The organism is Kocuria arenosa, assembly GCF_042879215.1.
GTDB classification, from domain to species: Bacteria; Actinomycetota; Actinomycetes; order Actinomycetales; family Micrococcaceae; genus Kocuria; species Kocuria arenosa.
In genome coordinates this window covers 529,107-551,054 of record NZ_JBHZTA010000001.1, presented here as the reverse complement: position 1 = coordinate 551,054, position 21,948 = coordinate 529,107, and the positions used below count along the sequence as shown (strand labels likewise).

Annotated in this window: 22 protein-coding genes; 5 read left to right on the top strand and 17 right to left on the bottom strand. The window is 72.9% G+C overall.

Annotated elements, in window-relative coordinates; all coding sequences use genetic code 11:
• Positions 1-23: 23 nt before the first annotated feature.
• Entirely contained in the window at positions 24-1,184 is a 1,161-nt protein-coding gene (locus ACFYE3_RS02595; protein WP_387605142.1) for an AMP-binding protein, read from the top strand.
• A 117-nt stretch (positions 1,185-1,301) separates the two neighbouring features.
• A complete protein-coding gene (locus tag ACFYE3_RS02590) occupies positions 1,302-2,183 on the top strand; it encodes a 1,4-dihydroxy-2-naphthoate polyprenyltransferase (RefSeq protein ID WP_387605143.1) in 882 nt (293 codons plus the stop codon).
• Between the two features lie 30 nt (positions 2,184-2,213).
• Here ACFYE3_RS02590 and ACFYE3_RS02585 read toward each other — a convergent pair whose 3' ends face one another.
• On the bottom strand, positions 2,214-2,501 hold the full coding sequence (locus ACFYE3_RS02585) for a DUF4229 domain-containing protein (protein ID WP_387605144.1): 288 nt from the start codon (positions 2,499-2,501) through the stop codon (positions 2,214-2,216).
• A gap of 81 nt (positions 2,502-2,582) precedes the next feature.
• Between ACFYE3_RS02585 and ACFYE3_RS02580 the strand changes: the two genes are divergently transcribed.
• Entirely contained in the window at positions 2,583-3,056 is a 474-nt protein-coding gene (locus ACFYE3_RS02580) for a PLDc N-terminal domain-containing protein (RefSeq protein WP_387605145.1), read from the top strand.
• A gap of 232 nt (positions 3,057-3,288) precedes the next feature.
• On the opposite strand, the gene ccsB is transcribed toward ACFYE3_RS02580, so the two are convergent.
• The 11 genes from ccsB to ACFYE3_RS02525 all read right to left on the bottom strand — a co-directional run bounded on the left by ccsB (position 3,289) and on the right by ACFYE3_RS02525 (position 13,294).
• Positions 3,289-4,368, bottom strand: a complete 1,080-nt coding sequence (ccsB, locus tag ACFYE3_RS02575) for a c-type cytochrome biogenesis protein CcsB (RefSeq protein ID WP_387605146.1) — start codon at positions 4,366-4,368, stop codon at positions 3,289-3,291.
• A 13-nt stretch (positions 4,369-4,381) separates the two neighbouring features.
• Positions 4,382-6,220 (bottom strand): cytochrome c biogenesis protein ResB, encoded by a 1,839-nt coding sequence (gene resB / locus ACFYE3_RS02570; protein ID WP_387605147.1) that lies wholly within the window; start codon positions 6,218-6,220, stop codon positions 4,382-4,384.
• 44 nt (positions 6,221-6,264) lie between these two features.
• Positions 6,265-7,026, bottom strand: coding sequence for a cytochrome c biogenesis CcdA family protein (locus tag ACFYE3_RS02565; RefSeq protein WP_387605148.1), 762 nt, complete (start codon positions 7,024-7,026; stop codon positions 6,265-6,267).
• Positions 7,023-7,643 (bottom strand): TlpA family protein disulfide reductase, encoded by a 621-nt coding sequence (locus tag ACFYE3_RS02560; protein ID WP_387605150.1) that lies wholly within the window; start codon positions 7,641-7,643, stop codon positions 7,023-7,025. Before ACFYE3_RS02560 ends, ACFYE3_RS02565 begins: the two co-directional genes overlap by 4 nt.
• 54 nt (positions 7,644-7,697) lie before the next feature.
• Positions 7,698-8,369 (bottom strand): histidine phosphatase family protein, encoded by a 672-nt coding sequence (locus ACFYE3_RS02555; RefSeq protein ID WP_368830513.1) that lies wholly within the window; start codon positions 8,367-8,369, stop codon positions 7,698-7,700.
• A 49-nt stretch (positions 8,370-8,418) separates the two neighbouring features.
• Positions 8,419-8,682 carry a glutaredoxin family protein gene (locus ACFYE3_RS02550; RefSeq protein WP_387605151.1) on the bottom strand — a complete coding sequence of 88 codons (264 nt, stop codon included), beginning with the start codon at positions 8,680-8,682 and terminating at the stop codon, positions 8,419-8,421.
• 105 nt (positions 8,683-8,787) lie between these two features.
• A complete protein-coding gene (locus ACFYE3_RS02545) occupies positions 8,788-8,886 on the bottom strand; it encodes a 30S ribosomal protein bS22 (protein WP_005504750.1) in 99 nt (32 codons plus the stop codon).
• Between the two features lie 165 nt (positions 8,887-9,051).
• The gene (locus tag ACFYE3_RS02540; protein ID WP_387605153.1) at positions 9,052-9,897 is read right to left on the bottom strand and encodes a FadR/GntR family transcriptional regulator; all 846 of its coding nucleotides are present in this window, start codon (positions 9,895-9,897) and stop codon (positions 9,052-9,054) included.
• A 114-nt stretch (positions 9,898-10,011) separates the two neighbouring features.
• On the bottom strand, positions 10,012-11,352 hold the full coding sequence (gene gdhA / locus ACFYE3_RS02535) for an NADP-specific glutamate dehydrogenase (protein ID WP_368830516.1): 1,341 nt from the start codon (positions 11,350-11,352) through the stop codon (positions 10,012-10,014).
• 35 nt (positions 11,353-11,387) lie between these two features.
• Positions 11,388-11,969 carry an ArsR/SmtB family transcription factor gene (locus ACFYE3_RS02530; RefSeq protein WP_387605154.1) on the bottom strand — a complete coding sequence of 194 codons (582 nt, stop codon included), beginning with the start codon at positions 11,967-11,969 and terminating at the stop codon, positions 11,388-11,390.
• Positions 11,970-12,082: 113 nt separating this feature from the next.
• Entirely contained in the window at positions 12,083-13,294 is a 1,212-nt protein-coding gene (locus ACFYE3_RS02525; RefSeq protein WP_387605155.1) for an acetoin utilization protein AcuC, read from the bottom strand.
• 171 nt (positions 13,295-13,465) lie between these two features.
• On the opposite strand from ACFYE3_RS02525, the gene ACFYE3_RS02520 reads away from it, so the two are divergent.
• A complete protein-coding gene (locus ACFYE3_RS02520) occupies positions 13,466-14,878 on the top strand; it encodes a TrkH family potassium uptake protein (RefSeq protein WP_387605157.1) in 1,413 nt (470 codons plus the stop codon).
• Positions 14,871-15,539: a potassium channel family protein gene (locus ACFYE3_RS02515; RefSeq protein ID WP_387605158.1), complete on the top strand. Its 669-nt coding sequence runs from the start codon at positions 14,871-14,873 to the stop codon at positions 15,537-15,539. Before ACFYE3_RS02520 ends, ACFYE3_RS02515 begins: the two co-directional genes overlap by 8 nt.
• Before the next feature lie 23 nt (positions 15,540-15,562).
• On the opposite strand, the gene proC is transcribed toward ACFYE3_RS02515, so the two are convergent.
• From proC to ACFYE3_RS02490, 5 genes are all read right to left on the bottom strand, one after another.
• On the bottom strand, positions 15,563-16,399 hold the full coding sequence (gene proC / locus ACFYE3_RS02510; protein ID WP_387605159.1) for a pyrroline-5-carboxylate reductase: 837 nt from the start codon (positions 16,397-16,399) through the stop codon (positions 15,563-15,565).
• Between the two features lie 151 nt (positions 16,400-16,550).
• A complete protein-coding gene (locus ACFYE3_RS02505; RefSeq protein ID WP_387605160.1) occupies positions 16,551-17,417 on the bottom strand; it encodes a sugar phosphate isomerase/epimerase family protein in 867 nt (288 codons plus the stop codon).
• Positions 17,414-18,391, bottom strand: a complete 978-nt coding sequence (locus tag ACFYE3_RS02500; RefSeq protein ID WP_387605162.1) for a Ppx/GppA phosphatase family protein — start codon at positions 18,389-18,391, stop codon at positions 17,414-17,416. Before ACFYE3_RS02500 ends, ACFYE3_RS02505 begins: the two co-directional genes overlap by 4 nt.
• 50 nt (positions 18,392-18,441) lie before the next feature.
• Entirely contained in the window at positions 18,442-21,261 is a 2,820-nt protein-coding gene (topA, locus tag ACFYE3_RS02495; RefSeq protein ID WP_387605163.1) for a type I DNA topoisomerase, read from the bottom strand.
• A gap of 209 nt (positions 21,262-21,470) precedes the next feature.
• Positions 21,471-21,908: a pyridoxamine 5'-phosphate oxidase family protein gene (locus tag ACFYE3_RS02490; RefSeq protein WP_387605164.1), complete on the bottom strand. Its 438-nt coding sequence runs from the start codon at positions 21,906-21,908 to the stop codon at positions 21,471-21,473.
• Positions 21,909-21,948 lie beyond the last annotated feature (40 nt).

The following is a 21,948-nucleotide window of genomic DNA, read 5'->3' as shown; positions in this document are numbered from 1 at the left end:
GCGGCGCGAGGAGGAGGGCCGTGATGGCCGAGCTGATCGTCCCCGCCGACGCCGTGGTCCTCGACGGGCCCGTGGCCGGCGACCCCCTGCGGCTGCTGTCCCCGCTGACCCGCGCGCTGGGCCGGGAGGGCCCCGCCGTCGTCGTGCGCACGTCCGGGTCCACCGGCCGGGCCAAGCGCACGGTCCTCACCCGGGACGCGCTCGCGGCGTCCTCGATGGCCACCGCGGTGCGCACCGGCGGGGTGGGCCAGTGGCTGCTCGCGCTGCCCGTCCACTACGTGGCGGGGGTTCAGGTGCTCGTCCGCTCCCTCTACGCCGGGACGGACCCCGTGGTCCTCGACCCGGCGGCCCGCTTCACCCCGGAGGCCTTCGCGGCGGCGGCCGAGGAGCTGGAGGACCCCGTGCGCTACACCTCGCTCGTGCCCACCCAGCTGCAGCGGATCCTGGAGCCGGCGTCCGGGGTGCGCAACGGGGACGCGGTCTCCGCGCTGAAGAGCTTCTCCGCGATCCTGCTCGGCGGCTCGGCCGCTCCGCCGCGCCTGCTGGCGGCCGCCCGGGCGGCGGACGTCCGGGTGGTCCCCACCTACGGGATGTCCGAGACCTGCGGGGGCTGCGTCTACGACGGCGTGCCCCTGGACGGCGTCACCGTGCACGTGGCGGGGGCCGACGACGACGCCCCGCGCCCCGGTGGCCGCGGCGGGTCCGGGCCGGGCCGGATCTGGCTCGGCGGGGACGTCGTCGCCGCCGGCTACGCGGGGGACCCGGAGCAGACCGCACGGCACTTCCGGGAGACCGCCGGGACGCGCTGGTACCGCACGGACGACCTCGGTGAGCTCTCCGCCGGCGGCGTGCTCACGGTGCACGGGCGGGTCGACGACGTCGTGAACACCGGCGGGGTCAAGGTCGCCGCGGGGCTCGTGACCGCCGCCCTGACGGAGCACCCCGCGGTGCGCCAGGCCCTGGTGCTCGGCGTGCCCGACGCCGAGTGGGGGCAGGCGGTCGGGGCCGCGGTCGTCGCCGCCCCCGGCACGGACCGCCGCCAGCTGCGCGCCGAGCTCGAGGAGCAGGTGCGCGCCCGGCACGGCGCCGCCGTGGTGCCCCGGCGCTGGGCCTGGCCGGACGAGCTGCCCCTGCTGCCCACCGGGAAACCGGACCGCGCCGCCGTGGGACGCCTGCTCGGCTGAGGCTCCCGCCCGACCCGGGGCCGGGCCGTGACACAATGGTTCGCGGCCACGGACCCCCACCGTTGCCCGCATCCCGCACCCGCACCCCGCGCGGGTCGTTCTCGACGGAGGTAGCCCGTGGCCACGCCAGCCCAGTGGATCGAGGGAGCCCGGCTCCGGACGCTGCCGATGGCCCTCGCCCCCGTGGTGGCCGGCTCCGCCGCGGCCCAGGCCCTGTACTCCTTCGACCTCGTCCGCGCGCTGCTCGCGCTGCTGGTGGCCCTTTTCCTGCAGATCGGCGTGAACTACGCCAACGACTACTCCGACGGCATCCGGGGCACGGACGACGACCGCGTGGGGCCCCTGCGCCTGACGGGCTCCGGGGCGGCCGCGCCGGGGCGGGTGTTGGCGGCGGCGCTGCTGTGCTTCGGTCTCGCCGCACTGGCCGGCGCGGTCCTGGTGGTGCTGAGCCGCCAGTGGTGGTTCATCCCCGTCGGCCTCTCGGCCGTGCTCGCCGCGTGGGGCTACACCGGCGGGCGCAGTCCGTACGGGTACCGCGGGCTCGGGGATGTGTTCGTGTTCGTCTACTTCGGGCTCGTGGCCGTGCTCGGCACCACGCTCACCCAGGCCGGCACCCTGAACCTCGAGGCGTTCGTCGCGGCGCTGTCCACCGGCCTGATCGCCACCGCCCTGCTGATGGCCAACAACCTCCGGGACCTGCCCGGCGACCGGGAGGTCGGCAAGCGGACCCTGGCCGTGCGGCTGGGCGACCCGCTGGCCCGGGTGGTGTTCACCGCCGAGATCGCCGTGGCGTTCGCACTGGTGCTGTTCCTCGTGCCCTACAACCCGTGGATGCTCCTCGTGCTGCTGCTCCTGCCGCTGGCGTGGGCGCCCGTGGCCACAGTGCTGCGGGTGCGGGACCGCCGCCGGCTCATCCCCGTGCTCCGGCAGTGCGGGGTGCTCAACGTGGGCTGGGCCGTGCTCTTCCTGCTGGCGGTGCTGCTGCGGCAGTGGTGGTGAGCCCCCGCTGCGGAATCAGCAGCCAGGGGCTCAGACCTCGCGGCCGTCCTCGCGCAGCCTCCGGTCCACGTAGGCGTCCTCGACCTCCTGGTCCTCGAGCGCCACCCGGTTGCGCGGCTTCGGCGCCCGCGCGAACCACCGGTGGAACTCCTCCCCCGCGGCGGCGTGCAGGCGCGGGAAGAACAGGTAGGAGACCGCGAAGGAGATCGCCACGGCGGCGACCCCGGACAGGACCAGCCCCACGCCCAGCCACATGCTGAGCAGGAAGGCCAGCACGAGCAGCGCGAACCGGAGCAGGGAGTACTTCAGGAAATTCACGCGCCCAGTCTAGCGGGACCGCCTGACAGATCTCCCGGGGCGCTGAGCTGGCATCCAGGCAACTCCCCTACGATTGTCGGCATGGGCAGAGCCATCCTCATCATCGGCGCGGCCGCTTTGGCGGTGGGCGTGATCGTCTACTCCCTCATCGAGTGCGCCCGGACCGACAGCACCGACATGCGCGGTCTCCGCAAGGGCGGCTGGATCGCGGTGATCCTCCTCCTGCCGCTCGTCGGCGCCCTCCTGTGGTTGTTCTTCGGGCGCCCCAAGGGCACCGCCGAGTCGTCCCGCCCCGTGCGCGGCAGGGGGCCCGACGACGACCCCCAGTTCCTGCGCAACCTCGAGGAGCGCCGCCGGCAGCAGGAGAAGGCCGAGAAGCTCCGGCGGTGGGAGGAGGAGCTGCGGCGCAACGGCGGACCGGGGGCGGCCGGCGGCACCGGGCCGCACGACGGTCCGCGCGACCGCCCCGACGACGGGCCCTCCGGCGGGTCGTCCGCCGGCCGCACCGACGGACCCACCGACGGCTCCCCCGGGAACCGGCCGCCGCACGCCTGAGCCGCAGGGCTCAGGTGTGCGGCTCCGTCGCACGGCCCGGCCGCACCGCTCGACCACACGACGCGATCGCACGGCCGACCCGCACCGCCGACCCGCACCGCCGACCCGCACCGCCGACCCGCACCGCCGACCCGCACCGCGGAACCGACCCACCGGCGACCCGACCACGACGAACGCCCCGCACCGAGGAGTGCGGGGCGTTCGTCGTCGCCCGGCGCGGGCGGCCGGAGGGTCAGACCCCGGCGTAGGAGTGCAGGCCGGGGAAGACCGTGTTGACCACGGTGAAGTTGAAGAGCACGCAGAGGTAGCCGACGATCGACAGCCACGCCGACCGGTTGCCGGTCCAGCCCCGGGTGGCGCGGGCGTGCATGTAGGCGGCGTAGACCACCCAGATGACGAAGGTCCAGACCTCCTTGGTGTCCCAGCCCCAGTAGCGGCCCCAGGCCTGCTCCGCCCAGATCGCGCCGGCGGCGAGGGTGAAGGTCCAGAAGGCGAACCCCACCGCGTTGAGCCGGAAGGACAGGTTCTCGAGCGCCTGGGAGGACGGGACCATCGCCAGGAAGCCCATGCCGGGCCGGTCGCCGGACAGGATCGCCCGCTCCCGCCGGGCCTGCAGCAGCTGCAGGACGGCCATCGCGAACGTGATGGTGAAGACTCCGGAGGCGGCCACGGCGATGGACACGTGGATCACCAGCCACCAGGACTGCAGAGCGGGCTGCAGCGGCCCCACCGGGGTGGGGAAGCCGATGGTGGCCGCGCAGAGCATGATCACCACGAGCCCGGCCACCAGGGAGCCCACGAAGCGCAGGTCCCGGGCCAGCAGGGCCAGCAGGAACACGCCCGCGACGACCAGGGCGCCCGTGGTGCAGAACTCGTACATGTTGCCCCACGGCACCCGTCCGGCCGCGAAGGCCCGGCTGAGCACGGCGGCGGTGTGCACGGCGAAGCCCAGGACCATGACGGCCACGGCCACGCGGGCGGCGGGACGGCGCTCACCGGTGTAGCGCATCTCCTCGTCCGCCACGTGCCCGGCGAGGGCGGAGCGCGCGCTCGTGCGGTAGCCGCGCCCGCGGTGGCCCGCGCCGTGGCCCGCCCGGGAGTCGGCGGGCTCCGCGGCGTCCCCCGAGGCCGCCGCGGAGGCTCCCGCGCCGGCGCCCACGAGCTCGCGCTCGCCGGCGCCCTCGGCCCCACGCAGGGTCTTGGAGTGGGACGCCAGGTCCCAGGCGAAGGCCACGAAGGCGACCAGGTAGGTCATGGCCGCCAGCAGCATGAACAGATCGCTCCAGGCGCCCAGTGTCTCGTTGACGGTCATGCCGCCCATCCTCTCACTCGTTGTCCGGCCGGGCGTCCGGCCCGGCGTCCGACCGGCCGCCGGCGCGCACGGTGCTCCCGGCCGCCGCCGTCGTCGTGGTCGATTCCGTCGTCCTCGTCGATTCCGTCGGCGTGGTCGATGCCGTGGTCGATGCCGTGGTCGCCGTCGTGGTGTCCGTGTCCCGGACGCCGGCGTCCTGCCACTGCTCGGTCCAGAGCCGGTCCAGCCGATCGGCCTCCGCGGCGAGCCGGGGGTCCTCGCCGCGGGCCAGCAGCCCGTGCTCCAGCACCGTGCACGGCCGGCCGTCGGCGTCGACGCCCTCCGCCGCGCGCACCCAGACGCGGCGCCGGGCGATGAACAGGGACATGAGCAGGCCCGTGAAGGCCGCGACGAAGGAGACGAACGCGCCCGTCTTGCCGGGGTCGTAGTGGACGTCCAGGCCCACGTAGCGCTTGACGTCCAGGAACTCCACGGTGCCCTTCCCGTCGGGCAGCTCGTGCACGGGGTTCGCGGCGTCGAGCGTGATGGCGCCGTTCTCGTTGGTCATGGCGTTGAGCTCGGTGAGGGGCTCGACGTCGAGCACGTACACGTTCTGCGGTTCACCGCTGTCCAGGCCGAGGTCCCCGTGGTACGCGGAGAGGATCAGCCGGGGGTTGGCGAGGCCGGGATCCACCGAGCGGGGCATCTCGCCCTCCCCGCCCACGGCGGTGGGCAGCAGCAGCCCCACGAGACCGAGCTGGTCGGGACGGGCGTCCGGGACCTTGAGCACGAGCGAGGACGTGTAGACGCCGTCGGAGGGCACGGTCACGACCGGCCCCTCGAAGGCGACGTCCCCGTTGCCGTCGGTCACCCGGACCACCGGGGCGTAGCCGTTGCCCACGAGGTAGCTCTTCACGCCGTGCACGTTCAGCGGCTGGTTCACCTTCAGGACCTCCTGCCGCGGCTCGGCGCCGGGCTCGTCCTGCACCGTGACCTCCGCGGTGAAGTCCAGGGGCGCCCCGTAGCTGCGCGGGTCCGTGGTGTCCCGGTTGAACACGGCCTCGAAGCTGTCGAGCCGCACCGAGAAGGGGTCGAGCCAGTCGGCGTCGTAGTTGGGGCCGGGGGTGAAGGAGTCGTAGCCGATGAGGGTGTTGACGAAGGACTCGCCCTCCACGACCACCCGCTGGCCCTTGTAGCCGAAGAGGGAGCCGACGGCCACGGACACCAGCACGCCCAGCAGGGCCAGGTGGAAGACGATGTTGCCGACCTCCTTCCACATGCCGCGCTCGGCGGCCACCGACGGGGCGGCCGTGCCGGCGTCCCGCACCGCCACCCGGTAGCCGCGCTTCCGGAGCAGCCGGGCGGCGTCGGCGACGACGTCGTCCGGGGCCGGCGCCCCGGCGCCGTCGCGCCCGCCCAGGGTGAGGGAGCGGTGCTCGGGCAGCCGTTCGAGCCGGCGCGGGGTGCGGGGGGGCTCGGCCCTCCACGCCCGCCAGTGCTTGGCCGCGCGCGGCAGGACGCACCCCACGAGGGAGACGAACAGCAGGATGTAGATCGCGGAGAACCATGCCGAGGAGAAGACGTCGAACAGCTGCACCCGGTCCAGCCACTCCCCCAGGGCGGGGTTGTTGTCGATGTAGTCCTGGACCGCCGCCGGGTCCTGGATCCGCTGCGGGAAGATCGATCCCGGCACCGCGGCGACCGCCAGGAGCAGCAGCAGGAACAGGGCGGTGTTCATCTTGGTCAGCTGCGTCCAGGCCCACCGGGCGAGGCCGAGGGGCCCGAGGGCGGGGAGCTCGACGTCCGGGGGTCGCTGTCCGGACGGGTCCGGGGACGAGGGGCCCGACGACGACGGGGGCGCTGCGGTGCTCATGGCGGCCTTTCTGCTGCCGGTGCGGGCTCGCGGGTCGGAGGTGCTCAGATCGGCATCACCCAGTCGGTGACGAGCTCGGCCTGCACCCAGGAGACGAACGCGGTCCACGCGCCGCTCATCATGAGCAGGCCGACGAGGACGAGCAGACCGCCGCCGGCGCGCTGGATGCCGAGGCGGTGCCGGCGGAAGAAGCCCATGGCGCCCATGCCTCGGCGCAGGGCGAGGGCGAGCACCAGGAACGGCACGCCCAGGCCCAGGCAGTAGGCGACCGTGAGGACGGCCGCCTTGCCGGTCGAGGCGCCGTCCACGTAGACGAGCGCCTGCACGGCCGCGAAGGTGGGGCCGATGCAGGGCGCCCAGCCGAGGCCGAACGTCACGCCGAGCAGCGGGGCGCCCCAGAGCCCGGGCGGTGGGCGGCGTTCGATCTTGCGGTCCCGCTGGAAGAAGGACACCCCGCCGAGGAACACGACGCCCATGAGCACCACGAGGCCGCCGAGGACCACGGTGATCCAGTTCTGCCCCAGGAACCAGGCGTAGGCGCCCAGCTGGGCCAGCAGCACGGACATCATCAGGAACACGGCGGAGAAGCCGAGGACGAACAGCGTGATCCCCGCGAGCACGCGGCCGCGCCGCTGCTCCTGCAGGTCCGCGCCCGTCAGGCCGGTGACGTAGCCGAGGTAGCCGGGCACGAGGGGCAGCACGCACGGGGAGGCGAAGGAGACGAGGCCGGCGAGCAGCGCCACGGGCAGCGCGACGAGGAGGGAGCCGTCGAGGACGATCTCGGCGAAGGGGTTGCCAGCCGTCATGCCGCTTCGGCCACCGTGTCCTCGAGGAGGGTCTCGAGCACGGAGCGGTCCGCGATGCCGAGGATGCGGGCGGCCACCCGCCCCTGGGCGTCGAGCACGAGCGTCGTCGGCACGGCCTGCGGCGGCACGTAGGCGCTCAGCGCCATGAGCACGCCCCCGCCCTTGTCCTCGACGGAGGGGTACGGGATCTCGAAGGTGCGCTCGAACGCCTCGGCGGTGGCCCGCTCGTCGCGCAGGTTCACGCCGTAGAAGGCGGTCTGCCCCTCGAACCGCTCGGCGAGCTCGCGGAGGTCAGGGGCCTCGACGCGGCACGGGGCGCAGCCCGCGTACCAGAAGTTGAGCACCGCGGGCCGCCCGCGCAGGTCCTCGGCGGAGAGGGGCGTGCCGTCGAACAGCGTGCCGGCGAACTGCACCGGTTCCCCGCGCTCGGCGGCCGGGTACTCCGAGACCGTGCCGTCCCCGGCGATGTAGCCCTTCTGGTCCCCCGAGTTCGCCTGCTGGGCGAGGGAGTCCTCCTCCGTGCACCCGGCGAGGGCGAGCCCGAGGACGCCGAGGCCCGCGAGCGAGAGCACACGGCGGCGGGACGGACGGGAGGCGGGCGAGGGGCGGGAGGTCACGGACGGATCACCTGGTGCTCTGGACGGGACGGGGAGGGCGGCGGCGCCCGGCCATTATGAACCGGGAAGCTGGTTGACCCCTGGGTAGAGGTCGCCGGCGGGCTCGCTGTAGACGACCCGGGGCGGACGGCCGGAGCCGAGGTCGTCGAAGACGAGCGAGGTGATGGAGGCGAGGTTGCACTGGCGCCGCCGGGGGTCGTGCGGCAGGGGGCGCCCCTCGGCGGAGCGCCGGGCGAGCCAGATCGGCAGCTGGTGGGACACCAGCACGGCCTCGGCCCCGTCCCCTCCGCGCTCCGCGGCGGTGCGCCCGGCGTCCAGCACGGCCTCCGCCATGCGCGCGACCTGGTGACGGTAGGGCTCGCCCCAGGAGGGCCGCAGGGGGTTGCGCAGGTGCGGCCAGTGCCGGGGCTTCAGCAGCTCGGGGACGTCCACGTGCAGGCCCTCGAAGTGGTTGGGCGCCTCGATGATCCGCTCGTCCGGGTGCACGGGCAGGTGCAGCTCGCGGGCCACGGGCGCGGCCGTCTCCCGGGCCCGCTGCAGCGGGGAGGAGACGAGGTGGACGATGCGCGAGCCGGCGTTCACGCGGCGGGCGAGCTCCGCGGCGGCGGTCTCCGCCATCCGCGCGCCCAGCTCGGTGAGGCCGTAGCCGGGCAGCCTCCCGTAGACGATGCGGTCCGGGTTGAGGACCTGGCCGTGGCGCAGCAGATGGACCGTCGAGGAGGGCATGGCACCCATGGTCCCAGACCGGGCGCACCGGCCCCAAAACGGGGGCGGCTCAGCCGGCCAGGCGCTCCCGCAGCAGCCGGGCGAGGCGGCGCTCGTCGATCTGCCAGAAGTCGCGCGGGACGCCGTCCACCAGCACCACGGGGATCTCCTCGGCGTGCCGGCGGGCCAGCTCGGGGTCGGCGTCGACGTCGACGTCCTCCCACTCCAGGCCCAGCGCGGAGGCGACCCGGTCCACGGACTCCCGGGCGGCCACGCAGAGGTGGCACCCCGGCCGGGTGAGAAGGGTGACGGCGGGAGGCGGAGGAGAGCTCATGGGGCCATGCTACGGGCCCGTCGCGCGACGCGGACGGGCCCGGGAACGCACCGGGGCCGCCGTCCTGGATCGGACGGCGGCCCCGGTGGCGCGCTCAGCGCAGGGTCACTTCTTGTTGCGGCGCTGGTGCCGGGTCTTGCGGAGCAGCTTGCGGTGCTTCTTCTTGGACATCCGCTTGCGGCGCTTCTTGATCACTGAACCCATAGGATCCCTCGCATCTTCATGTCTCGGTGGTGTGTCCCCGGGAGCTCCGCGCGACAGGCGGGAACCGGGGGTGCCGGCCTGCGGACGGTGACGGCCGGGCAAACGTTCACTGACACCCTACCGTCTCACGGGGAGATTGCTGCATTCGGTCCGGCCGCGGGCGCCTCAGGCGCTGCGGGACACCGGCGCGGACCCGTCCCCGGGCTCCTCCCCGAACGCGTCCCCGAACGCGTCCGGGCCGGTGTCCGGCGGCTCCGCCGCGCCGCCGGGCGGGTTGAGCTCGGCGGGCGCGTCCGGCGCAGGGCCGGGGGTGCGCTGCTCCTGGTCGGGGTCGACACCGGCCTCGCGGTACTGGTACTCGATGTGCTCCGCCACCAGTCGGGACGCGAGCCGCCGGTCACCGGCCGCCACGGCGGAGTAGATGGCGTGGTGCTCCGCGCGCAGCCGCTCCGACGTGGTGCTCCACAGGGGCACGTGGCCCACGAGGGCCATCGTGTACTCGTAGATCGAGTCCCGCAGGGAGGACATCAGGGCCGAGACCACCGAGTTGCCGGCGGTCTTGCACAGGGCGATGTGGAAGCTCACCTCGAGGTGGTGGAACTCCTTGAGGGACAGGTCGTCCCGGGCCATCTGCTCGAGCAGCGCCCGCAGCTCGGCCATGGCCGGGTGCTCCGGGTCCGAGCGCTCCAGGGCCCACGTCTCGAGCAGCACCCGGGTCTGCACGATGTCCCGCAGGGGGTAGTCCGAGGTGGCCATGTGCAGCTGCAGCGCGGGACCCGCGGAGGCCGCGGGCTCCCGCACCAGCATGGGCAGGATCGACTTGCGCGGCCCGTCGAACAGCCGCACGATGCCCTGGGCCTCGAGGGTCTTGAGCGCCTCCCGCATGTTGTTGCGGGACACGCGGTGGATGGCCGCGAGGTCGCGGTCCGAGGGCAGTTGTTGGCCCAGCACGAGGTGGCCGTCGAACAGCTCGTTCTCCAGCCACTGCAGGACCTGCCGATGCGTTGCCATAGTCTCCAGGGTAGGACCACCGCGGCCCTCCGTGGGACGATCGCGGGTCCGGACGTGTCGGAAGTGCGGACGGGGAGTCCCTGCCGGGCCCGGTTCCCCCGGGCCCGGCAGGGATCAGATGAGGCCCTGCGCCATCATGGCGCCGGCCACCTTCATGAACCCGGCGATGTTCGCGCCGGCCACGTAGTTGCCGGGCATGCCGTAGTCCTCGGCGGTCTCGGCGCAGGTGTCGTGGATCGACTTCATGATCTGACCGAGCCGCTCCTCCGTGTACTCGAAGGTCCACGAGTCGCGGGAGGCGTTCTGCTGCATCTCCAGCGCGGAGGTGGCCACGCCCCCGGCGTTGGCGGCCTTGCCCGGGCCGAAGAGCACGTCCGCCTCCTGGAACAGGCGGGTGGCCTCGCCCGTGGTGGGCATGTTGGCGCCCTCCGCCACGGCGATCACGCCGTGGCCGAGCAGCTTCTTGGCGTGGGAGCCGTCCAGCTCGTTCTGGGTGGCGCACGGCAGGGCCACGGTGCCCGGGACGTCCCACACCGAGCCCTTGGCGATGAACCGGGCGCGCCCGCCACGGCGCTCGGCGTACTCGGAGATCCGGCCGCGCTCGACCTCCTTGACCTCGCGGAGCAGGTCCAGCTCGATGCCGTCCGGGTCCACCACGTAGCCGCTGGAGTCCGAGGCGGTGACCACGGTGGCCCCGAGCTGCTGCGCCCGGCCGATCGCGAAGGTCGCCACGTTGCCCGAGCCGGAGACCAGCACGGTCTGCCCGTCGAAGGACTGCCCGCGGGTCTGCAGCATCTCCTCGGCGAACATCACGGTGCCGAAGCCCGTGGCCTCGGTGCGCACCAGGGAACCGCCCCAGCTGAGGCCCTTGCCGGTGAGCACGCTGGACTCGTAGCGGTTGGTGATCCGCTTGTACTGGCCGAACAGGTAGCCGATCTCGCGTCCGCCCACGCCGATGTCACCGGCGGGGACGTCGGTGTACTCGCCGATGTGGCGGTAGAGCTCGGTCATGAAGGACTGGCAGAAGCGCATGATCTCGCCGTCGGAGCGCCCGCTCGGGTCGAAGTCCGAGCCGCCCTTGCCGCCGCCGATGGGCATGCCCGTGAGGGCGTTCTTGAAGATCTGCTCGAAGCCGAGGAACTTCACGATGCCCAGGTACACGGAGGGGTGGAAGCGCAGGCCGCCCTTGTAGGGCCCGAGCGCGGAGTTGAACTCCACGCGGAAGCCGCGGTTGATGTGCACGCGGCCCTGGTCGTCGGTCCAGGGGACACGGAAGATGATCTGCCGCTCCGGCTCGCAGATCCGCTCGAGCACGGCGGCCTCGAGCAGCTCGGGGTGGCGCGCGACCACGGGGCCCAGGGAGTCGAAGACCTCGTCCACGGCCTGGTGGAACTCCACCTCTCCGGGATTGCGGGCGAGTACGGCCTGGCGGATCGGGTACAGGTCCTCGTGCATGGTGCTCCTCGTTCGGATCGGTTGGGCCCGGCCGGTCACCGCCGCGGATTCCTGGTGCGGCGGCGCAGGCCGGAGAGACTGGACAGGATGTCCACCGCACGAGCCCCCGCGCCCCTGCTCGGGCGTGCGGGGGTGCCGCCGACGGGCAGCTCCGGGCCGGGGTCGACGGCCGGCTCCGCGCCGGGGACGACGGTCGGCTCCGGCACGAGCGCCGCTGCGGCGTCCACGACGTCCGTCCCGGGCGTCGCTTCCCGGCCCCTCCCGGCCGTGTCCGTCCCGGCGCTGTCGGTTCCGTCCGTGTCGGCCCCGGCGGCGTCCTCCGGGGGGTACCTCGGGACGGTCGCCTCGTGGGCCGCGCCGCCCACGACCTCGTGGACCCATGCGGTGACCTCGGCCAGCGGCTCCGGCTGCACGGCGTAGAGACGTCGTTGCCCCTGTGCCTCCATGGACACCATACCGGCCTCGCGCAGGATCTTCAGATGCTTCGAGACGGTCGGCTGGGACACCCCCAGCTCGGCCACGAGGTCCCCCACGGGTCGTTCGCCGTCCTTGAGCGCGGCGAGTATCCCCCGCCGGGTCTTGTCGGCGATCACCGCGAACACGTCGTTGTTGCCCATTCGATCACTGTAAACGGGATGCCGCGCGGCTCCCGGCACCGGCACGTCCGCGCCGCCGGCGTGGCCGCCGTCGCGACCGCCGGCACGGCCGTCGGAGCCCGCGGGCAGGGGGCTCAGTCGAACCACGGGTCCAGCCCCCACGGGGGAAAGACCTCCTTGCGGGTGGCCATGATGGTGCGGTCCGTCTCGTCGTTCGGGTCGAAGCCCACCTCCCAGGAGCGCCACCACAGGTCCACCTCGTCGCCCATGACCCGCGGCGCGTCCGCGCCGTAGCGCTCGCGGACGTGGTCGCGCCACGGCTGCGGCACCGCGGTGCGCACGTCGATCGGGTGGCCCGCGGCGACGCCGACCAGGTGCGTCCAGGAGCGGGGCACCACGTCGTAGCAGTTGTACCCGCCCCCGCCCGTGGCGATCCACCGGCCCTCGCACAGCTCGTGGGCCAGCCCGGCCAGGGCGACGGCGGTCTGTCGCTGCGCGTCGACGCTGACGCGCAGGTGGGTGAGCTCGTCGGCGAAGTGGGAGTCGCAGCCGTGCTGGCTCACGATCACCTCGGGCCGGAACTGGCGCAGCAGGGGCGGGACCACGGCGTCGAACGCGCGCAGCCACATGGAGTCGTCGGAGGCCGTGGGCATCGCGACGTTCACGGCGTGCCCCTCGGCCTCCCCCCGGCCGGTCTCGTTGGCGAAGCCCGTGCCCGGGAACAGGGTCAGGCCCGTCTCGTGCAGCGAGATGGTGAGGACGCGGGGGTCGTCGTAGAAGATCGACTGGGTGCCGTCGCCGTGGTGGCCGTCGACGTCCACGTACGCCACCCGCCGGACCCCCTGGTCCAGCAGGTGCTGGACCGCCACGGCGCAGTCGTTGTAGATGCAGAAGCCGCTGGCCTTCTCCGCGTGGGCGTGGTGCATCCCGCCCCCGAAGTTCACCGCGTGCACCGCGTCCCCGGCGAGGACGGCCACGGCGCCCTGGTAGGTGCCGCCCACGAGCCGGGCGCTCGCCTCGTGCACCCCCGGATAGGCCGGGGTGTCCTCGGTGCCGAGCCCGCACTCGGGGACCTCCACGGAGGGGTCGGCGCTGACGGCCCGCACCGCGTCCACGTAGTGCTGCGGGTGGACGAGGTTGAGCACCTCGTCCGGGGCCACCTCGGGCACCTCCACCGTGACGTTGTCCCGGCGGTCCAGGCCGAACTCCTGGACCAGGCGGTAGGTGGCCTCGAGCCGGGACGGGTGCATGGGGTGGTGGTCCCCGAAGTTGTACTCGAGCAGGGCGGGGTCCCAGAACAGTCGCGTGGGGTACGGGGCACCGGGCCCGGATGTAGCGGGAGTCACACCGACATTAGATCACCCCGGGGCGCCGGACGGTGCTCCGGGGACCGCCCGTCCCCGGCTATGTGTCGTCGCGCCTGCGTGCCACCGGCAGTGCGATACTGTCAGCGGCCGCGGCGACCGCCGCGGCCGCCCCCGCCCGGCCCGGCGGTCCGGACACCAGGAGGAGAGCCCGTGAGCCACCTGCAGCGCGGGCCCTGGGCCCGTCCGGAGGAGCGCGGCCGCTTCTGGCTGCTCACCTCGCTGCGCGACCTCGTGGACCGGATCGCGGCGGGCTCCCCCGCCCGTCTCGCCGTCATCTCCTTCGCCGCGGTCGTGTCCGTGTTCTCGTTCCTGCTGTGGCTGCCCGTCGCATCGGCTCCCGGTGTCGTGACGACGCTCGAGGACGCCGTGTTCACGGCCACCTCCGCGGTCACCGTGACGGGCCTCACCACCGTGTCGACGGCGGCCAACTGGTCGTTCTTCGGCCAGTTCGTGATCCTGGTCGCGATGCAGATCGGTGGTCTGGGCACGCTCACCATGACCTCGATCCTGGCCCTGGCCATCGGCCGCAAGCTGGGCCTGAAGTCCCGGCTGATCACCCAGGAGGCGCTGAACATCGGGCGTCTGGGCGAGGTGGGCTCGCTCCTGCAGATCATCGTGCTGATGTCCGTCACGATCGAGGCGATCCTGGCCACGGTGCTGACGATCGGCTTCCTGGTGAACGGGGAGCCCTTCCTCACCGCTCTCTGGCACGGGGTGTTCTACGCGGTCTCGGCGTTCAACAACGGCGGGTTCACCCCCCACTCGGACGGTCTCGTCCCGTACACGGACGCCGTGCTGATCCTGCTGCCGATCGCCCTGGGGGTCTTCCTGGGCGCCCTCGGCTTCCCCGTGGTCCTCGTGCTGCGGCAGACCGGGCTGCGCTTCTCGCGGTGGAACCTCAACACGAAGCTGGTGATCGTGACCACCACGATCCTGCTGTTCGTGGGGTGGGCCCTGTTCCTGGCCTTCGAGTGGTCCAACCCGGACACCCTGCGGGACCTGCCCGTGCACGAGAAGATCTTCGAGGGCTTCTTCCACTCCGTCATGGTCCGCTCCGGGGGGTTCAACCTCGTGGACATGAACAGCCTGGAACCGGTGACCCTGCTGATGACCGACGCGCTGATGTTCGCGGGCGGCGGCCCGGCGTCCGTGGCCGGCGGCATCAAGGTCACGACCCTCGCCGTCGTCTTCCTGGCGATCCTGGCCGAGGCCCGCGGCGATCGCTCCGTGATCGCGTTCTACCGGACCATTCCCGAGGACGCCCTGCGCATCGCGATCTCCGTGATCATGATGGGCGCGACCGTCGTCCTGGTGGGCTGCGGGATCCTCGTCGAGATGTCCGAGGAGCCACTGGACCGGGTCATGTTCGAGGTGATCTCCGCGTACGCGACGTGCGGTCTCAGCGTGGGGCTCTCCGGCGAGCTGCCCCCCGCCGGCAAGTACGTCCTGGTCCTGATCATGCTCATCGGGCGCATCGGCACGACCACCGTGGCCGCCGCGCTGGCGCTGCGCTCGCGCCGGCGCCTGTACAAGTACCCCGAGGAAAGGCCGATCATTGGCTGACCGTTCGTCCCACAGCGTCCCCGTCCTGGTGATCGGCCTCGGCCGCTTCGGCACCGCCACCGCGCTCCAGCTGGCCCGTCAGGGCCGGGAGGTCCTGGGCGTGGAGCGGGACGCCGGGCTGGTCCAGAAGCTCTCCGGGCAGCTCACCCACGTGGTCGAGGCCGAGGCCACGGACATCGACGCCCTCCGCCAGCTGGGGGCGGCCGAGTTCGACTCGGCCGTGGTCGGTGTCGGCACGTCCATCGAGTCGAGCGTGCTCATCACGGCGAACCTCGTGGACCTGGGCGTGAGCCGGATCTGGGCGAAGGCCATCACGCCCTCGCACGGCAAGATCCTCTCCCGCATCGGGGCGCACCACGTGATCTTCCCCGAGGCGGACGCGGGGCGGCGCACCGCGCACCTGGTCTCGGGCCGGCTGCTGGACTACATCGAGTTCGACGACGACTTCGCGATCGTCAAGATGTATCCGCCGCGGGAGGTGCAGGGGTTCACGCTGGGGGACTCCCACGTCCGCTCGAAGTACGGCGTGACCGTGGTGGGCGTGAAGTCCCCGGGCGAGGACTTCACGTACGCCCGCCCCGACACCAAGGTCACGTCCCGCGACCTGCTGATCGTCTCGGGGCACGTGGACCTGCTCGAGCGCTTCGCGGCCCGCCCCTGACCCAGAGGCCTCCGGGCCGCGGCTCAGTCGCCGCTGAACTCGCGCGTGAGCTCCGCCGAGCGGTCCGCCGAGGCGCGGGCGGCGGACGCGACGAGGTCCTCGAAGCCGTTGTCCTGGAAGGTCGTGATGGCACGGTCCGTGGTGCCCTTGGGACTGGTGACGGCCTTGCGCAGGGCCGCGGGGTCGGCCTGCGCCGGGCGCAGCAGCTCCCCGGCGCCGGAGACGGTCTCCTTCGCGAGGACCCTCGCGACGTCCGCCGGCAGCCCCATCCGCTCCCCCGCCTGCTGCATGGCCTCGGCCAGCAGGAACACGTAGGCAGGTCCGGAGCCCGAGACGCCGGTCACGGCGTCCACCTGCTCCTCGGGGACCTCGACCACGGTGCCCACGGCCTCGAGCACCCGGCGCACGGTCTCCGTCTGCTCGGGGGTGGTGGCGGTTCCCGGGGTGACCGAGACGACCCCGCGCCCCACGCTGGAGGGCGTGTTCGGCATCGTGCGCACCACCGGCTGGCCGGCGGGGAGGGCGCGCTCGAGGGCGCCGACGGAGATCCCCGCCGCCACCGACGCCACGACCGTGCCGGGGCGCAGGGCGGGGGCGATCTCGCGGGCGAGGTCGAGGATGCCGACGGGCTTCACGCCGAGCAGCACGACGTCCGCCTCGCGGGCGGCCCGCCGGTTGGCCTCGGGATCGTCCCCGGTGACGTAGGGCCGCACGCCCGTCCCGTCCTCGAGCCGGCGCGCGCTCTCCTCGGAGCGGACGGTGGCCCGGACCTGGTCGACGGGCACGCCGGAGGCCAGCACCCCCCGCAGGATGGATCCGTTCATGGAGCCGCAGCCCAGGAAGGCGAGCACAGGGGTCATGGTCGGTGAGGTCCTCTCGTCGGTGGAACGGATCGGTGGAACGGATCGGTGGAACGGATCGATGGAACGGGGTCGGCGGGGGCATCGGTGCGAGTGGATCGGTCGGACGGAGCGGGTGGGCGCGGCCCGGGAGGCCGGGTGCCCGCGGCCGTCAGCCCTCGGTGCCCTCAGCGCTCTCCGTGCCGTCGGTGCCCTGGGCGCCGTCGGACAGGCTCGTGTGCCGGCGGGCGAACTCGAGGGACTCCGCGAGCCACTGCGTGCGCTCCTCGGCGTTCTTCGAGCGCCGGGTCGAGACCTCGACCCCGATGATGCCCTCCCACCGGGTGGAGGCGAGGAACTCGAGGGACTCGGCCACCGGCTGCACGCCGTGGCCAGGCAGCAGGTGCTCGTCCGCCGTGGTCTCCCCCGACCCGTCGGTGAGATGCACGTGGCCCAGCCGGGGGCCCAGCTCCTGGATCGCGGCCAGGGAGTCCATCCGGGCGGTCGCGGCGTGGGAGAAGTCCCACGTCACCCAGTCGTAGTCCAGACCGAGCGGGCTGTAGTGCGGGGCGTAGACCACGGTGTCGCGGCCGCGGACCCGCCAGGGGTACATGTTCTCCACGGAGATCTTCACGCCCGTGGCCCGGGAGACCACCCGCACGCCCTCCACGAAGTTCGCGGCGTACCGGCGCTGCCACCGGAAGGGGGGGTGGACCACGACGACGTCCGCGCCCACCTGCTCGGTGAGTGCGGCCGCCATCTGGATCTTGGTCCACGACTTGCCCCAGACCTGCTGGGTCAGCAGCAGGGTGGGGGCGTGGATGGTCGAGATGGGGAGCTGGTGGCGCTGCACGAGGTCCTGCAGCTGGTGGGTGAGCTGGCTCATCCGCTCGTGCGTGACGAGCACCTCCACGCTGTCGTAGCCGAGCTCCACGGCCGCCTCGAAGGTCTCCGGGACCCCGAGCGGGTACAGGGAGCTCGTGGACAGCGCCACGTGAGGACGGTACGGCTCCGCGGCGGCGCCCGGCTGCCCGCTCATGCCGCACCCACGAGGTGCCGGGGGTCCACGGTGCGGACGTCGGAGTGGCTGCTCAGCTGGTCCAGGCGGCGCAGGATCAGCCCCTCGCGCAGCGCCCACGGGCAGATCCGGATCGAGTCGACGCCGTAGGCGTCCATGGCCGACTCGGCCACCACGGCCCCGGCCAGGATCTGCCGGGCCCTGGTGGGGGAGACTCCCGGCAGCTCGGCGCGCTCGTCCGGGGACATGGCCTCCATCCGGCGGGTCCACAGCCGGAGGTCCTCGAGGTGGAGGGTGCGGGGCACGTACGGGCCCATCGCGTACGGTGCGGCCCCGCAGATCCGCGCGAGGGAGCGGAAGGTCTTGGAGGTGCCCGTCACGCAGGTGGGCTCCCCCGCCGCGCGGACCTTCTCGACGGCGGGCTTGAGCTCCTGGCGCACGTGCTTGCGCAGCGCCTTCATCTCCTTCGGAGTGGCGACGTCCCCGGCGATGAAGGTGCGCGTGAGCCGCCCCGCGCCGAGCGGCACCGAGGTCGCCGCGGTGGGCAGCGCGTTGTCGCCCAGGGCCATCTCGAAGGACCCGCCGCCGATGTCGAGGTCGAGGACGGTCCCCGCGCCCCAGCCGAACCAGCGGCGCACCGCGAAGAACGTCACGGCCGCCTCCTGGTCCCCGGCCAGCTCCGTGAGGGTGACGCCGGAGCGGGACTGCACGTGGTCCAGCACGTCCGCCCCGTTGCCGGCCTCGCGGATCGCGGAGGTCGCGAACGCCAGGAAGTCCTCGGCCCGGTTGTCCACGGCGAAGTCCCGGGCCTCGAGCACGAACGCGGTGAGGGCGTCCCGGCCGGCGTCGGAGATGTTGCCGTCCGCGTCGAGGTACTGCACCAGCCGCAGGGCGAGCTTGTGGGACGCGTACGGCTCGGGCCGGGAGCCCGGGTAGACGTCCAGCAGGAGGAGGTGAACGGTGTTCGACCCCACGTCGAGGACTCCGAGACGCATGCCGTGGTGCTCCTTCGAGTTCCGTGTCCGTCCCGCGCGTGCGGAGCGGATCAGCCCTTGGACCCGGCGCGGGCGGGCTTGGCCGCCGCGGGCTTCTTGGCCGTGCTCTTCTTCGTCGTGCTGCTCTTGGCCGTCGTCGCCTTGGCCGTCGACCGGGCCGTCTTCTTCGGGGCGGGGCCCTGGGCGCGCTTCTCCGCGAGCAGCTGGCTGGCGCGCGCCGGCGTGATCTGCTCCACGGTCTCGCCGCGCGGGACCGTCACGTTGGTCTCCCCGTCGGTGATGTACGGGCCGAAGCGCCCGTCCTTGATCACCATGGGCCGTTCCGTGATCTGGTCGGCGCCGAGGTCCGCGAGCGGCGGCTTGGCGGTGCCGCGGCCGCGCTGCTTGGGCTGGGCGTAGATCTTCAGGGCCTCGTCGAGGGTGACCGTGAACAGCTGCTCCTCGGACTGCAGCGAGCGCGAGTCGCTCCCCTTCTTGAGGTAGGGCCCGAAACGGCCGTTCTGCACCGTGATCTCGTTGCCCTCGGCGTCCGTGCCCAGCGTGCGCGGCAGGGACAGGATCTTGAGCGCGTCCTCGAGGGTCACGTCCTGCAGGGTCATCGAGGAGAGCAGGGACCCCGTGCGGGGCTTCTCCTTGACCGGCTTCTTCGGGGGCTTGGGCTTGCCGTTCTTGTAGTACTCGACGGGCTGGGCCGCGAGCTCCTCGGCGGTGGGCTCGGGGATCACCTCGGTGACGTAGGGCCCGTAGCGGCCGTCCTTGGCCACGATGGCGCGCCCGGTCCCCGGGTCGCGGCCGAGCTCCCGGCCGTCCGCCTTGCCCGTCTCGATGAGCTCGCGGGCCTTGTCGGGCGTGAGCTCGTCGGGGGCGAGGTCCTCGGGCACGTTCGCCCGGATAGGGTCCGTGATCTCCCCGGTCTCCGGGTCCACGGCGCCGACCACCTCCAGGTAGGGGCCGAACTTGCCGACCCGCAGGGTGATGTCCTCGGTCACGGGGATGGAGTTCACGGCGCGGGCGTCGATCTCGCCGAGGTCGTCCACGATGGGCTTGAGCCCGTTCTCGTGGCCCTGCGAGCCGAAGTAGAAGTCCTGCAGCCAGTCGGTGCTGTCCTCCTCGCCGCGGGCGATGCGGTCCAGGCCCTCCTCCATCTCGGCCGTGAAGTCGTAGTCCACGTAGTCGGAGAAGTGCTCCTCGAGCAGGCGCACCACGGAGAACGCCGTCCACGAGGGGATCAGTGCCGAGCCCCGGACCCGGACGTAGCCGCGGTCCATGATCGTGGAGATGGTCGCCGCGTAGGTCGAGGGCCGGCCGATGCCGAGCTCGTCGAGCACCTTGACGAGGGACGCCTCGGTGTAGCGCGGGGGCGGCGAGGTGCGGTGCCCGTCGGCCTCGACGTCGGTGGCGTCCAGCCGGTCGCCCTCCGCCATCCGCGGGAGCCGCTTGTCGCCGTCCTTGCCGTCGGCGGGCTCCTCGTCCCGGCCCTCCTCGTAGGCGGCCAGGAAACCGCGGAACGTGATGACGGTGCCGGACGCGGAGAACTCGGCGTCCCGCCCGGCGGACGACGTCGCCCCGAGCCGCACGGTCGCCGTCGACCCCTTGGCGTCGGCCATCTGCGAGGCCACGGTGCGCTTCCAGATCAGCTCGTAGAGCCGGTACGCGTCCGCGGAGAGCTCGCCGCGGACCTGGTTCGGGGTGCGGAAGGAGTCCCCGGCCGGGCGCACGGCCTCGTGCGCCTCCTGCGCGTTCTTCGACTTGGAGCTGTAGAGCCGCGGGGAGCCGGGCACGAAGTCGGCGCCGTAGAGCTCCGTGGCCTGGCGCCGGGCGGCCGTGACCGCCTGGTCGGACAGCGCGACGGAGTCCGTGCGCATGTAGGTGATGTAGCCGTTCTCGTACAGCTTCTGCGCCACCTGCATGGTGGTGCGGGAGGTGAAGCGCAGCTTGCGCGCCGCTTCCTGCTGCAGCGTGGACGTGGTGAACGGGGCGGCCGGGCGGCGGGTGTACGGCTTGGTCTCCAGCGACCGGACCGTGAACGCCGCGTCCTCGAGGCCGGCGGCCAGCTCGCGGGCGGCCTGCTCGTCCAGGTGCGCGAGCTTGCCTGCGGCACCCTTGAGCACGCCGTCGTCGCCGAAGTCGCGCCCCCCGGCCACCCGCTTGCCGTCCACGGAGGAGAGCCGGGCGCTGAAGGCGGCACCGGCGTCCTCACCGTCGGTGCGGGCGAAGGTCCCGCTGAGGTCCCAGTAGTCGGCGGGCACGAACGCCATGCGCTGCCGCTCCCGCTCCACGACGAGGCGGGTGGCCACGGACTGCACGCGTCCGGCGGACAGGCCCGAGGCGATCTTGCGCCACAGCACCGGGGAGATCTCGTAGCCGTAGAGCCGGTCCAGGATGCGCCGGGTCTCCTGCGCGTCGACCAGGTCCTGGTCGAGCTCGCGCAGCTCGCCGAAGGCCCGCTCGATGGCCTCCCGGGTGATCTCGGAGAAGGTCAGCCGGTAGACGGGGATCTTGGGCTTGAGCACCTCCAGGAGGTGCCACGCGATGGCCTCCCCCTCGCGGTCGCCGTCGGTGGCGAGGTAGAGGGCGTCCGCGTCCTTGAGCTTGCGCCGGAGCTCGGTGACCTTCTTCTTCTTGTCCGGGTTGACCACGTAGTACGGCTCGAAGCCGTGCTCCACGTCCACCGCGAACTTGCCGTAGGGCCCCTTCTTGAGCTCCGCCGGCAGCTCCGAGGGCTGCGGGAGGTCGCGGATGTGCCCCATCGAGGACTCGACCTCGTAGGCGTCGCCGAGGTACCCGGCGATGGTCTTGACCTTGGAGGGGGACTCCACGATGAGGAGGCTCTTGCCCGTTCCCGGGCTCGGGGTGGCCTTCGTTGGCACGGTACTCCTTGCTGCGGTCCGCGGTGCCGCGGGCCGCGGCGCTGCTGGACGTCGGGTCGAACGGGCGGGTGTCGGCCCGCCGTTGCGCTCCACCATAACGCGTCACCGCCGTCAACCCCCGCGCGCCGGGGACCCGGGGGACGTCGGCGTCCCCCGGCGGGTCGCCCGGGCCGCCCGGCGCGGGCGCGGCTGCGCGGCCCGGACCGGGCTCAGGAGGGGTAGCGCTCGGGCTCGTCGCCGATCGTGAACTCGCGGCCCGTGGCGTGCTCCACGTCGATGACCACGAAGTTGTACTTCAGCGTGGGCGCCCAGGGCTTGAGCGGCAGCTCCTCCGCGGCGTCGATCTCGGCGCGCGTCTCGAGCCGGCGGGCCTTGCCGTGTACCACCACGGAGCGCACGACGTGGTCTTCCGAGACCTCGTCGATCTCGAACGCCACCTGGTCGTTGACGATGAGGCTCGAGAGCTTGGATCCCTGGGCCGTGCGGAAGTACAGCTTGCGGTGGTGCACCACGTAGTTCACCGGGAAGATGTCCACGAGACCGGCGGCCTCGACGGCCAGCCGGCCGAAGGGGTGCTGCTCGAGGAGCTGCCAGACGGTGTCCTTGTCGAGGGTCTTGATGGGGTTCAGGTTCTCTCCGATGCTCATGCCTCCATCCTTCCACCCCCACCGCCGCGGCGTCGCCTGC